Below are 13,811 nucleotides of genomic sequence, written 5' to 3'. Positions count from 1 at the left end.
GTCCGATGGAATACAGGACAAAGGCCGCCTAGATCATTTTTATTATTTCCACTGTCTACTTGACAGGGGGCAGTTCAGTTAAAGTTCGGGTTTTATCGCAATAAAATATTTTGTCTTAGTATGTTTTCATAAGGAATAATAGAGGAAATGGCGTTAGTTAACACCTTCTATTCAGCAGCTAGGGATCATTGTTACACAATATCTCATCCCATATAGAGCATTCGGTTTTACTGTTTACGCTTACATTAATAAAATGTCGAGAAATGAAAAAGAATATAAGGAAATGCGCGCTATTTTTTGGTATGATAGTACAAACACAGATTATGGTGATGTGGGAAGTCTAAAATAAAAGGTGATTACATGGCAAAAGATAAAATTTTAGTGCCTGAAGAGATTTTTGAACAAGCGGAAAGCTATTTAAATGATGAAGATATTAAGTTCATTAAACACGCCTATCAGTATGCAGAAAAAGCTCATGAGGGGCAATTCCGTAAATCTGGTGAACCATATATTATTCATCCCATTCAGGTTGCTGGAATATTAGTAAATCTAAGACTGGACCCTGAAACAATTGCAGGCGGCTTTCTTCATGATGTGGTGGAAGATACTTCTGTAACAGTAGAGGATCTGCACTCCGCATTTAATGAAGAAGTAGCCATGCTTGTTGATGGGGTTACCAAATTAGGGAAAATTAAATATATGTCCAAAGAGGCGCAGCAGGCGGAAAATCATCGCAAAATGTTTATCGCGATGGCCAAAGACATTCGTGTCATCTTAATTAAACTGGCAGATCGATTGCATAACATGCGGACATTAAAACATTTACCAATGGAAAAGCAGCGTCGTATTTCCAACGAAACATTAGAAATATTTGCACCACTTGCACACAGGCTCGGAATCTCTGCGATTAAGTGGGAATTGGAAGATACTGCACTCCGTTATTTAAATCCACAGCAATATTATCGTATTGTACATTTAATGAAACAAAAAAGAGAAGAACGTGAGCATTATATTGAAGAAGTGATGCAGGAAGTCAGAAAACAATTAAATGAAGTCAATATTCAGGCAGAATTTTCCGGAAGGCCGAAACACTTGTACAGCATCTATCGCAAAATGATGCTGCAGAAGAAACAGTTTAATGAAATCTATGACTTGCTTGCAGTCAGGATCATTGTTTCGAGCATTAAGGATTGTTATGCTGTGCTGGGTATTATTCACACATGCTGGAAGCCGATGCCTGGCAGATTTAAAGACTATATTGCCATGCCTAAACCGAACCTTTACCAATCCTTGCACACAACGGTAATTGGGCCAAAAGGCGCGCCGTTAGAAGTGCAGATCAGGACAAAAGAAATGCACGAAATTGCCGAATTCGGGATTGCGGCACACTGGGCATATAAAGAAGGCAAAAATATTAATCCAGCAAAACAATCCAATGAAGATAAATGAGCTTGGTTCCGGGAAATCATTGAATGGCAAAATGATACCCATGATGCGGAAGAATTTATGGAATCATTAAAGGTTGACCTGTTCTCAGATATGGTTTATGTTTTTACACCCAAAGGGGATGTAATTGAACTGCCAAGGGGTTCAGTGCCAATTGACTTTTCCTATAAAATTCATACAGAAGTTGGGAATCATACGATCGGTGCTAAGGTGAATGGCAAGATGGAACCATTGGATTATCAATTAAAAAATGGTGACATTGTCGAAGTGATGACGTCCAAGCATTCTTATGGTCCTTCACAAGACTGGCTGAAAATGACCCAGACATCACAAGCGAAAAATAAGATTAAGCAATTTTTCAAAAAACAGCTTCGTGAAGAAAATGTGATAAAAGGCCGGGAACTGGTGGAAGAGGAACTTAGGCTGGCAGGATATGAGCCGAAAGAAACTTTGACAGAAGAAAATGTCCAGTTGGCAATGGATAAATTCAGCTTTACCTCAGAAGAGGACATGTTCGCAGCAGTCGGCTATCACGGTATTACGGCAGCTCAAATTGTTACTCGCTTAACAGAGAAGATTCGGGAAGAGAAAGAAAAGAATAAAAAAATCGAGGAAACAATTGAAGAGGTTAATGCAAGTGGGCAGAATCTGAAGAAAAAACCGAAACGGGATTCAGGTGTAAGGGTTGAAGGTGTTGATAACATGCTGATAAGGTTATCAAAATGCTGTAATCCGGTTCCTGGTGACCAGATTGTGGGTTATATCACCAAAGGGCGTGGTGTTTCTGTTCATAGACTAGACTGTCCGAATGTTCAGACAGATGAAGTAAAAGATCGTTTAATGGAAGTTAACTGGGAGAATGAAGAGGCGGAATCAAAGCAATATCATGTGGACTTGGAAATTTCCGGTTATGACCGACGCGGTTTGTTAAATGATGTGCTTCAGGTTATTAATGAAATGAAAACGAATATTATTGGGGTGAATGGGCGCTCTGATCGCAATAAAATAGCGATTATTCATGTTACAATATTAATCCATAATATTAATCATTTAAGACGAATTGTCGAAAAATTAAAGCAAATTAAAGATGTTTATACTGTAGAACGAACGATTCAATAAGGGAGTATGTGCCTGATGAAAGTAGTATTACAACGAGCGAAAGATGCCTCTGTTACGGTAAATGGGGAAACAGTTGGTGCAATTGACGACGGGTTTGTTGCACTCGTTGGTGTCACCCATTCAGATACAGAGGCAGATGTCGACTATTTAGTGAATAAAATAATCCATCTCCGTGTGTTTGAGGATGAAAATGAGAAAATGAATTTATCATTAAAAGATGTTGGCGGGAAAATATTATCCATTTCTCAATTCACCTTATATGGGGATTGCCGTAAAGGAAGGCGGCCAAACTTCATGCAGGCAGCAAAGCCAGATATGGCACGCTCGCTTTATGAGAGCTTTAATAAGCAAATAAAAGACAGCGGAATTGTTGTTGAAACAGGAATATTCGGTGAAATGATGGATGTCTCTTTCACAAATTATGGCCCAGTTACGATTATTTTGGAATCTGCTGACAGATAATAAAAGGTTGAGACATAACGAAAAATAGTTAATCTAAAAATGATATACAAAAGTATGTCACTCACTAATGTACTAATATAGATAGTGCTAGGTTACCGCTGGGGAAAAATACTCGCTTTCCGTGGGCTCGGCTTCAACTAACTTGGTAAAGAAAGTCACTTTACCAAGTGGATTTTCAGCTCGTGCTGTTCCCATAGGAGTCTCGCATTTTCCCCAGCTTTTTATTGCTTCCTAGACTAATAAGCGGAACGAATATCATCCTGTTAAGACAGCATAATTTAAGGTAAGTTGAGGCACGATCATCAACTCCACTTGAAAGTCTCACTTTTAAAAGCAAGAACGTGAAATTAAGTAGAGGATTAGAGAAACTCTTATAAAAAGCAAAAAAACCGGACGAATTTGAACTGCCCCCTGTCAAGAAGACAGTGGAAATAATAAAAATGATCTAGGTGGTCTTTGTCCTGTATTCCATTGGACTGAGGCCGTTTAATCGTTCTTGGTATCGATTATGATTGTAAAAATAAATGTAATTATTTATTGCTTTAGAAAGCTCTTCAAATGTCTTGTAATTATGTAAGTAGTATTTCTCACACTTAAGCGTTCCCCAAAATGATTCCATTGAGGCATTATCAATACATTTTCCAACACGAGACATACTATGCGTCATTTTTGCTTTATCTATTTCCTCTTGAACTTATAAAAAGTATATTGAAATCCTCTGTCATTATGAAGAAGGGAATGTTCTCCTTCTTTTAACGTAGCGATCGCTAAATCTAATGTTTCGAAAACAAATATCAATTTCATAACATGTCATTATACGAATGGGTATAAAAGTTTAAAAAGAGATTTAACCATAAAAGAATTTATCGATTGATGAAAGTTGCAAGAATACAATCAGTTATACTGAAAAGAAGAATCACTATAAACGTTTCATTCCCCAACAAGTGGTCGAAAACATCCTGAATCGCGAATTTAAAGCAGAGAAGCCAAATGAAAAATGGGTAACAGATGTCAGTGAATTTGAGTATAGGATGTCCCCAAAAGCTTAATTAAGTGTGATATATGATGGAGCCATTGTCAGCTATGTTCTTAGTCATCGAAATAATAATCCACTTTGGAACATAATTCTCTTACTGAATAAGCGTGGATCTAATTTAAATTCAATAGAATGAGATTGATTAGGAATAAAAACTCCCCATAAGGTGAACAGATTTTATATTTTTAATCTGTCTACCTTATGGGGAGCATATCAGAATCGTCCGGTTTATTTGTTTTATGAGAACAGGATTGATCATCCTCTGCCTAAGATAAACTTCTTAATTTGGAAGAAAGACTTTTCAATTAAATGGGTGACCGTGCCTAAACTGACTGTAAGTGAAGCTGTTTTTAAAGGATGATATTCGTTCTGCATATTAGTCCAGGAAACCATAAAAAGCTGGGGAAAATGCGAGACTCCAGTAGGAACAGCGCGAGCTGAAGATCCACTTGTTAAAGTGGTCTTCTTTAACAAGTTAGCAGACCGCCGTGCCTACGGTAAAGAAGACACTTCTCAAGTGCATTTTGCTTGAGTAGATGTCGCCCTTATGCCAGTGGTGAAAGCGAGTATTTTCCCCAGCGGTGTTCTAGAACTATCTATATTAGTACATTAGTGAGTACCACAAATGTTTCTATATTTTTCGGTTTTAAATTAAAATTAACTATTTTTGTTATGTCCCACTTCTTTCTCGTTATTGATTATGAAAATACTGTTCGAGTCCTGTTACGATCCCTCTGCTTGTTGCTTCAATAAAAACCCTTGCATGATTATGTTCTTCTTCCTCCTGATTGGAGATAAATCCTATCTCCAATAACAGTCCAGGGCGATGGTTTGTTCGTAATACCTGCAAGTCCTCCTGCTTTATTCCTCTGTCATTCATGCCCGTCTCGGTAATAATGCCATCCTGAACAAGTTCAGCAAGCTTTTGATCACGGTCATTATAATAAAATGTACTCGCACCAGAGACATTTGGGTATTCTGGAATGCTGTTATAGTGCAAGCTTAAAAAGACATCTGCATGAACTGTATTGGCGTATGTACTGCGACTAAATAAAGTAATATAGCGGTCATCTTCTCTTGTCATATGAACAATAGCACCGTGCGCTGTTAGCATTTCCGCTAAAACTTTTGCTGTATGTAAGGTGTAGGTGCTTTCAAATTCTTCACTCACACTTATCGCACCAACATCACGACCGCCGTGCCCGGGGTCAATGACAACCACTTTGCCTGCCAGTCCATTTGGAATGATTGCAGGAAATACACGTTTTTCCCTGTTTTTCTCTGTCGCTTTCTGTGCTTCGGTACTTTCTTTTATTGTTACAAATTCTCTTGCAATCCATCCTTGCTGGTTTTGATAGTCAATTTTCAGCCATTCTTCGTTTTCCTCCAATATTGGATAAACATCTGGTGGATGAACCTGACCGATAACTTCATATTCTGTTCCAGGGCCTGAGCGGACATTCAAATTATCTCCATCAATATACGCATCTTTTGCATAAATTATTAAAGACATGGAAAGAATAAGCAGCATACTGAAAAGAGAAATGACCAATACTTTCTTACGCAATCATAGTCGCCCCCTCCGTTGGGATTTAATTCTATATTACCTAAGTTTGGCCATTTTTGCACGTAACTATAAAGAATGCGGAGATTTCTCATTTGTCAATAGAAAGGAAAGGGAGTTTATCATCATGAAGTTTAGTCAGAAGCAGCAGAAAAGCCTTTTTTCCAGTCATCATGGTCCTCATCAACTGCATCAATTCTCAGAGTTTCGTGTTCGGGATTATCAGACAGAAATTGCGGATCAGATCGGGATAACCATACATTCGACACAAAAAATGAAAAAAATGCAGAAACCAACTTGACAAAAGCATTTTAAAACGATTATGATATATACAATTAAATGGATCGATTCAAAAGCTATTGAAGGAAAGAGTAATAAAGGATAAGAGCGAAGAGAGAGAATTCCCCTGGCTGAAAGAATTCTTGCTGACTGCCTTTATGAAAGACATTCCGGAAGCTTCATACTGAAAAATTGAGTAAGTATGAACGTATACAGGCGTTAACTGTTTGAGTGGAAGTATAATCATACTTCAACTAGGGTGGCAACACGGGTAAGCTCTCGTCCCTTTTTTAGGGATGGGAGTTTTTTTGTGTATATTTTTATTTCCGTCATAGCGATCAGGCATTTAATCGATTGACCGATAAGGAGGAGTTTTTTATGAAAGGACCTAGAGGAACACAGGATTTATTACCTGGTGTTACAGAAAAGTGGCAATACGTTGAAGCGAAATTGAAAGATTTGAGTGCACGCTACAATTATCATGAAATTCGCACACCGATCTTTGAACATACAGAACTTTTCCAGCGAGGTGTTGGTGATACAACAGATATCGTGCAAAAAGAGATGTACACATTTACGGATAAGGGTGACCGCAGCATCACATTACGACCGGAAGGGACAGCATCTGTTGTTCGTTCATTTGTTCAGCATAAGTTATTTGGCTTAGCGAACCAGCCGACGAAGTTATTTTATATTGGACCAATGTTCCGTTACGAAAGACCACAGCAAGGAAGAATGCGCCAGTTTGTGCAGTTTGGTGTAGAAGCATTAGGCAGTGAAGATCCAGCAATGGATGCAGAAGTCATTGCACTTGCGATGAATGCTTACAGAGAACTTGGTTTACAATCATTAAAATTAGTAATCAACAGCTTAGGTGATACAGAAAGCCGCAACAATCACCGCCAGGCATTGATTGATCACTTTTCTCCGGTAAAAGAAGAGCTTTGTTCAGACTGTCAATCACGTCTGGAAAAAAATCCGCTTCGAATTCTGGACTGTAAGAAAGACCGTGATCATCCGGCAATGGGAACTGCTCCGTCCATTTTAGAGTTTTTAAATGATTATTCCAGAAACTATTTTGAACAAGTGCAGGCATATTTGGATGCGATGGGAATTGCTTATGTTGTTGATAAAAATCTTGTCCGCGGGCTGGATTATTATAACCACACAGCATTTGAGATTATGAGTGATGCAGAAGGCTTTGGCGCGATAACTACACTATCTGGCGGCGGAAGATACAATGGACTCGTTCAGGATCTTGGCGGTCCGGAAACACCTGGGATTGGTTTTGCTTTAAGTATTGAAAGACTGCGTATGGCATTGGAAGCAGAGAACGTGGAACTGCCAATTGATCAGAGTCTTGATTGTTTTGTCATTGCATTAGGTGATGAGGCGAAAGTGAAAGCAGCAGCGATTACAGAGCAGCTAAGACAAGCTGGTATGCAAACAGATAAAGATTATCTCGATCGAAAAATGAAAGCACAATTTAAAGCTGCTGACAGATTAAAAGCTCGTTTCGTTCTTGTATTAGGAGAAGAAGAGCTTGAGAATAATGTGATAGCAGTGAAAAATATGGAATCTGGCGAACAGGAAAATGTCGCTATAGATCAAATCACTTCATATATCGAAGGAATTATTTAAGGGGGAAAGATTATGTCAAACCGTACATTAGCAGGTTCACTAAGAAAAGAGCATATTAACGAAGAAGTAGTATTAAAAGGGTGGGTACAGAAACGCCGTGACCTTGGGGAAATAATCTTCATGGATTTCCGTGACCGTTCTGGTGTTGTTCAGGTTGTGTTTAATGCTGAAATTTCCAAAGAAGCATTGGAAATTGCCGACAGTGTCAGAAGTGAGTATGTACTTGAGGTTACAGGAAAAGTGGTAGAGCGTGACGCTGAGACAGTTAATCCGAAAATTGACACAGGTGAAATTGAAGTGTTTGCAGACAGTATTACGGTATTGAATGCATCAAAAACACCGCCATTTTCTTTAACAGATGATATTGATGTTTCAGAAGATATCCGCTTGAAATACCGTTATTTAGATTTGCGACGTGATGTCATGCAGGAAACATTTAAATTACGTCATCAGGTAACACAAACAATTCGCCAGTTTTTAAATGACGAAGCTTTTCTTGAAATGGAAACACCAATGTTAACAAAAAGCACGCCAGAAGGTGCCCGAGATTATTTAGTGCCAAGCCGTGTGCATGAAGGTTATTTCTATGCATTGCCGCAATCACCTCAATTGTTTAAACAGTTATTAATGGTAGCAGGTTTTGAAAAATATTATCAATTTGCTCGCTGTTTCCGTGATGAGGACTTACGTGCAGACCGTCAGCCGGAATTCACCCAGATTGATATTGAAACATCTTTCTTATCAATGGATGAAATTATCGAAATGACAGAGCGCATGATGGTCAAAGTGATGAAAGAAGTCAAAGGACTGGATGTACCGGCAAACTTCACTCGTATGCCATATGATGAGGCAATGGAGCGATTCGGTTCCGATAAGCCTGATGTTCGTTTTGAAATGGAGTTAGTCAATTTATCAGAAGCTGTGAAGGATTCTGGCTTTAAAGTATTCCGTCAGGCAGTGGAAGATGGCGGAAAAGTAAGTGGTTTAAACTTGAAAGGAAAAGCAGACCAATATTCCCGTAAAGATTTAGACAACATGACAGACTTTGCCAAAATTTATGGTGCCAAAGGATTAGCATGGCTGAAAGTGGAAGAAGATGCTTTAGTTGGACCAATTGCCAAGTTCTTCTCAGATGAGGAACAAGCACAATTCCGTTCCTTACTAGATGCTAATGCTGGCGATTTATTGTTCTTTGTAGCAGATAAAAACCAAGTCGTTTATGATACATTAGGTGCACTTCGTTTAAAACTTGCCAAAGATCATGATTTAATTGATGAAAGTAAATTTGAATTCCTATGGATTACTGACTGGCCATTATTAGAGTACGATGAAGAAGCTGGCCGCTATCATGCAGCACACCATCCATTTACACTGCCGTTTGAGTCAGATATTGATAAACTGGAAACAAACCCTGGTGAAGTGCGTGCTCAAGCTTATGACTTAGTATTAAATGGTTATGAATTAGGCGGGGGATCGCTTCGTATTTACCAACGAGAAATGCAGAACCAGATGTTTGAAAAACTTGGCTTTACAAAAGAAGAAGCAGAGGATCAATTTGGCTTCCTGCTTGATGCATTGGAATTTGGTGCACCACCACATGGCGGGATAGCATTAGGCTTTGACCGTATGATTATGTTACTAGCAGGCCGTACAAATTTACGTGATACAATTCTGTTCCCGAAAACAGCTTCAGCTTCTGATCCAATGACAGAAGCGCCAAGTGCAGTTGATCCAAAACAGTTAAATGAATTGCATTTAAAATTAAAATAATATCAGCTGCTTTGTAAAGAAACTGTAAAGATAGTATGGTTGAAATCGAGCTAACTATATGCTATTATTTATTTACAAGTTAACAATCCTGATGTGTTCGTCGCATCAATGACGTTTTGACCTAACATTTTATCTACGGGAGCTTAGCGTTCTTGTATCTAGTGCATGCCGCTGTACTTATGTTACCTGGCGGAAGCACGAACTGCAAGACAGGGCACCCACCTGCAGGGAGCGGGTTCAAAACTTCATCCCAAAAACGACGGCACGATTGGGATTGTCGAATGCAAATAATAAAGCACATCTATTAATAGTAGATGTGCTTTTTTGTATTGATGAGTTGTATAGTAGTTTTGCTAAGTAAAGTAATGTTCTAAGGATAAAGCAATGAAAATGGAGTATTTTACTGCAAATCAGCAATATTTCCTACAAGCACGTCAATGAACCTCCTGTAATATCAGCAGGTTCAATATACGGAACGGCATATTAGCAGTTTCAAAAACAGTCATTTATCTCAATCTCAAGCTCGATCAGTTTTACATACTTCTCATTAAACCTATTTCGCCACTTGCTCCAGATTCCCGTTTTTATCCATACGGAATTTCGGTACAGGTCTTGGCTGTTCCTCTTCAAAAACAACCATTTTTCTTGCGCGCTCGACTATTTGCATAAAAGCTTGATAGTCTTCGTTCATTGTCATTAATTCTCTTTCCAATTCTTTTACTCTTTTTTCTTTTGATTCTAATTGATGTTGAAGCTGCTCTTTTTCATGAATTAAGCGTTCCATGTTAGATTGTGAGTATTTGAATTGCTGCTGCTCTTTTTTCAAGTTTTGCAAAAAGCGAATCACTTGCCCCATATCTATTGTTTCTTGGACAGTTTCCTGAACAGGTGCTGGGATTGTTTCCTTCGGCGGCTCCCAGTTCCATAACATATTGCTGTCATTATTTATTGATGCTTCCACTTCTTCCTCTTCTGGTAAGTGTAAATTCATATTCGTGGCAGCATTCTCTTGATTTACTAAAGCTCTTTTTCTATCTTTGCGTTGTTTTTTCGCTATTTGTACAGCTTGTTCATAGCTTTGTCTTACTTCTGCATTCCATCTGAAACCACAGGCTGCAGATGTGCGATTCAGTTTATCGCCAACTTCATCAAATGCTTTTAATTGGGTGCTTCCTTCACGAATATGTCGCAGCACCGTTTCTGCTAATAATAGATCATCTTCATGTGACCAGGCATCCTGGCGTACTTTGGCCATGTATTCCACTCCTAACTTGTCTCATATATTAAAAGATTTCTCAATAGATTCATAATCGTTCCTCACATGAGCTTATCTATTATTCTGACCAGAAAGGAGTGTTTTAAACATTATTTTTTTAAATTTTGGTAAATTTGTTTTAAGTTTCTTTCAAACTTACCTGTCTCTTTTGGATGGTAATATTGCTTCTGTTTCATTTTATCTGGTAAATACTGCTGCTGGACCCAGCCGGCATCATAGGCATGCGGATATTTATAGTCAACACCGCGGCCTAGTGATGCGGCGCCTTTATAATGGCTGTCCTTTAAATGAGACGGAATCTCGCCAGTATCTCCTTTGCGGATATCAGCAAGGGCAGCATCCAGTGCTTTGTATGCCGTATTCGATTTAGGTGAAAGGCAAAGTTCAATAATCGCAACAGATAGCGGGATTCTCGCCTCAGGGAAGCCCAGTCGTTCTGCTGATTCTATTGCAGCCAAGGTATGCGGTCCTGCCTGCGGATTTGCTAGACCAATATCTTCATAGGCACAAACAAGCATGCGTCTGCCGATACTTTCTAAATCGCCTGCTTCAATTAAACGACCTAAATAATGCAAGGCTGCATCGACATCACTGCCTCTGATCGATTTCTGAAAAGCGCTTAGGACGTCATAATGCGCGTCACCGCCTTTATCATGTGAAAAGCTTTTTTTCTGCATGGAAGCTTCAGCTGTTTCCAGGTCAATCACAATTTTGCCATCCGCATCTCTTGGATTGGAATATGCTGCAAGCTCAAGACCATTGAGTGCAGCTCTCAGATCCCCATTGGCTGCAATGGCAAAATGTTCGATTGCTTCTTGTTCCAGCTCAATGTCAAGCTCTCCCAGTCCATTAACTGAATCATCCAGTGCACGTTGAATTGCAATTTTGATATCGTCTTTTTCCAAACGGTGTAATTCAAAGATATGGGTTCTGCTCCGGATTGCCGGATTGATCGAATGATAAGGGTTGCTTGTCGTACAGCCAATTAATGTAATTAAATTGGACTCCACATGTGGCAGAAGAAAATCCTGTTTGGCCTTATCCAAACGGTGAACTTCATCAAGAATGACAACAAGCTGTCCGCTCATTTTCGCTTCTTCTACAGCAATTTCCATATCTTTTTTCTTATGAATAGTGGCATTAAGCAGCTTATATCTCGTATTTAAACTGTTAGCAATTCCGATCGCCATCGATGTTTTTCCTGTTCCCGGCGGTCCGTAAAGTACCATAGAATGCAGGCGGCCGGCATCGACCATTCTTCTGATCATTTTCCCTTCCCCAACAAGATGGGATTGTCCGATCACTTCATCAATATTTTTGGGCCGCATACGGAATGCTAAAGGTTGTGTCGGCATTGTACTCTTCCTTTCTTCTAACAATATATTCCAATGTTAAACAGTAAACTTGACAATTTGATCTCTATTTCTTAGACTAGTTTATTTGTAGGGATTTATCTTACAGCTGAATTGAATTAAGTGAGACTTTGATCAGTGGGAGGGTTTTGGATACCACACGGATCATTAGCCTGTGTGAAAAGCACAGTTCCGCACTTATTATATCATTCATGCTATAATAGCAACTAACGATAGGAATTTAAATTATATTATTATAGACAATAAAGATGAGGTGTCAATATGAAAATCTCAACAAAAGGGCGATATGGCCTAACCATTATGATCGAATTGGCAAAAAATAATGGCAATGGACCAATGTCTCTCAAAACAATAGCCAAAGAAAATGACTTATCCGAACATTATTTAGAGCAACTTGTAGCACCACTCAGAAATGCAAGCCTGGTAAAAAGTATTCGTGGTGCCTATGGTGGATATATTTTAGCAAAACAGCCGCATGAAATAACAGCAGGTGATATTATTCGTATCTTAGAAGGGCCGATTACACCAGTAGAAGGTATTGAAGACGAAGAGCCGGCCAAGCAGGAGCTTTGGATTCGAATCAGAGATGCAGTGAAAGATGTGCTTGATACAACGACATTAGAAGATTTATCGACATATGGGGAAAAAGGCGTTCAAGATCCATATATGTTCTATATTTAAGAAAAAGGACTGACTAGCATGCAAGCAATCTATTTAGATCATGCCGCAACAACACCAATCCATCCAGATGTTTTAAAAGTAGTTGTCGAGACAATGGAAGAACATTTTGGCAATCCATCCAGTGTTCATTCTTATGGCAGAAAAGCGAGACAGATTTTGGATAAAGCACGAATGACTGCAGCCAAGTCGATTGGAGCCTCTGATAAGGACATTATTTTTACCAGCGGCGGAACAGAGGCAGATAACTTAGCATTAATTGGTGTTGCCGAGGCAAACAAAAATAAAGGCAATCATATTATTACAACCAAAATAGAACACCATGCCACACTCCATGCGGCCGAAAAGTTAGAAAAAGAGGGCTATCATGTCACTTATTTGGATGTGCAGGAAAATGGAACAATTGATATCGAGCAATTAAAGGCATCATTAACAGACGATACGATATTGGTATCTGTCATGATGGTGAATAATGAAACAGGTGTGATTCAGCCGATTGAAGCGATTGGACAATTACTCGAACAGCATCAGGCTTATTTTCATACAGATGCAGTTCAGGCATATGGTCTTTTGCCTATTAATGTGAAAGAGCTTAAGGTTGATCTGCTTACCGTTTCCTCCCATAAAATCAATGGTCCCAAAGGTGTCGGTTTTCTTTATGTCCATCCTGATGTAAAAATGACCGCACAGCAATATGGCGGGGAACAGGAGCGCAAGCGCAGACCTGGGACGGAAAATGTCGCAGGAATTGCCGGGTTTGCGAAAGCAATCGAGATTGCAGCAGAAAAACAGCAAGAACGCATGCAGCAATATAAGCACTATCGCACATTATTTTTAGAGCAATTAGAAAAGTCAGCAATTGACTTCTCGATCAATGGAACAGAAAGTGAACGTGTGGCGAATATTGTGAATATCAGTTTTCCTGGTGCCAACGTGGAGCAGTTATTAACCAATTTTGATTTGAGCGGTATCGCAGCATCAAGCGGCAGTGCCTGCACAGCAGGTTCGGTGGAGCCGTCACATGTATTAACAGCAATGTTTTCAGAAAACAATCCATGTACAACCAATTCGATCCGTTTCAGCTTCGGACTTGCCAATAATGAAGAGAATGTCGTAACAGCAGCAGAGAAAGTTGGACAAATTGTTCAGCGATTAACAAAATAAAGG

9 protein-coding genes, 1 other RNA gene, 2 pseudogenes and 1 other annotated feature are annotated in these 13,811 nt (G+C 39.2%); of the genes and pseudogenes, 8 read left to right on the top strand and 4 right to left on the bottom strand.

Annotation, left to right across the window (positions count from 1 at the left end; genetic code table 11):
• Window positions 1-360 precede the first annotated feature (360 nt).
• Both F9U64_RS18090 and dtd read left to right on the top strand, forming a co-directional pair.
• Window positions 361-2,565 (top strand): annotated as a pseudogene (locus F9U64_RS18090) (RelA/SpoT family protein).
• Between the two features lie 15 nt (window positions 2,566-2,580).
• Entirely contained in the window at window positions 2,581-3,027 is a 447-nt protein-coding gene (gene dtd, locus F9U64_RS18085) for a D-aminoacyl-tRNA deacylase (RefSeq protein ID WP_153406309.1), read from the top strand.
• A 445-nt stretch (window positions 3,028-3,472) separates the two neighbouring features.
• On the opposite strand, the pseudogene F9U64_RS23165 reads toward dtd, so the two are convergent.
• A pseudogene (locus F9U64_RS23165) lies at window positions 3,473-3,816 on the bottom strand (transposase); the annotation flags it as partial.
• A gap of 938 nt (window positions 3,817-4,754) precedes the next feature.
• Complete coding sequence (locus F9U64_RS18075) at window positions 4,755-5,630, bottom strand: N-acetylmuramoyl-L-alanine amidase family protein (RefSeq protein WP_153406307.1); 876 nt, start codon at window positions 5,628-5,630, stop codon at window positions 4,755-4,757.
• A 124-nt stretch (window positions 5,631-5,754) separates the two neighbouring features.
• On the opposite strand from F9U64_RS18075, the gene F9U64_RS18070 reads away from it, so the two are divergent.
• The 4 genes from F9U64_RS18070 to ssrS all read left to right on the top strand — a co-directional run bounded on the left by F9U64_RS18070 (window position 5,755) and on the right by ssrS (window position 9,596).
• Window positions 5,755-5,928 (top strand): hypothetical protein, encoded by a 174-nt coding sequence (locus F9U64_RS18070; protein ID WP_153406306.1) that lies wholly within the window; start codon window positions 5,755-5,757, stop codon window positions 5,926-5,928.
• A 49-nt stretch (window positions 5,929-5,977) separates the two neighbouring features.
• Window positions 5,978-6,196, top strand: a binding site (T-box leader).
• A gap of 88 nt (window positions 6,197-6,284) precedes the next feature.
• On the top strand, window positions 6,285-7,547 hold the full coding sequence (hisS, locus tag F9U64_RS18065; protein WP_153406305.1) for a histidine--tRNA ligase: 1,263 nt from the start codon (window positions 6,285-6,287) through the stop codon (window positions 7,545-7,547).
• A gap of 12 nt (window positions 7,548-7,559) precedes the next feature.
• Window positions 7,560-9,317, top strand: a complete 1,758-nt coding sequence (aspS, locus tag F9U64_RS18060; protein WP_153406304.1) for an aspartate--tRNA ligase — start codon at window positions 7,560-7,562, stop codon at window positions 9,315-9,317.
• Window positions 9,318-9,399: 82 nt separating this feature from the next.
• A non-coding RNA gene (ssrS, locus tag F9U64_RS18055) (6S RNA) lies at window positions 9,400-9,596 on the top strand.
• 274 nt (window positions 9,597-9,870) lie between these two features.
• On the opposite strand, the gene F9U64_RS18050 is transcribed toward ssrS, so the two are convergent.
• Both F9U64_RS18050 and F9U64_RS18045 read right to left on the bottom strand, forming a co-directional pair.
• On the bottom strand, window positions 9,871-10,572 hold the full coding sequence (locus tag F9U64_RS18050; protein WP_153406303.1) for an RsfA family transcriptional regulator: 702 nt from the start codon (window positions 10,570-10,572) through the stop codon (window positions 9,871-9,873).
• A 110-nt stretch (window positions 10,573-10,682) separates the two neighbouring features.
• The gene (locus F9U64_RS18045; protein WP_153406302.1) at window positions 10,683-11,948 is read right to left on the bottom strand and encodes a replication-associated recombination protein A; all 1,266 of its coding nucleotides are present in this window, start codon (window positions 11,946-11,948) and stop codon (window positions 10,683-10,685) included.
• Between the two features lie 279 nt (window positions 11,949-12,227).
• Between F9U64_RS18045 and cymR the strand changes: the two genes are divergently transcribed.
• Together cymR and F9U64_RS18035 are read left to right on the top strand one after the other, a co-directional pair.
• Entirely contained in the window at window positions 12,228-12,647 is a 420-nt protein-coding gene (gene cymR, locus F9U64_RS18040; protein ID WP_153406301.1) for a cysteine metabolism transcriptional regulator CymR, read from the top strand.
• A gap of 18 nt (window positions 12,648-12,665) precedes the next feature.
• The gene (locus tag F9U64_RS18035) at window positions 12,666-13,808 is read left to right on the top strand and encodes a cysteine desulfurase family protein (protein ID WP_153406300.1); all 1,143 of its coding nucleotides are present in this window, start codon (window positions 12,666-12,668) and stop codon (window positions 13,806-13,808) included.
• Window positions 13,809-13,811: the final 3 nt, after the last annotated feature.

Source organism: Gracilibacillus oryzae (assembly GCF_009498735.1).
Taxonomy (GTDB): domain Bacteria; phylum Bacillota; class Bacilli; order Bacillales; family Amphibacillaceae; genus Gracilibacillus; species Gracilibacillus oryzae.
The sequence above is the reverse complement of the archived record's forward strand: the minus strand, read 5'-3'. Positions and strand labels throughout refer to the sequence as shown.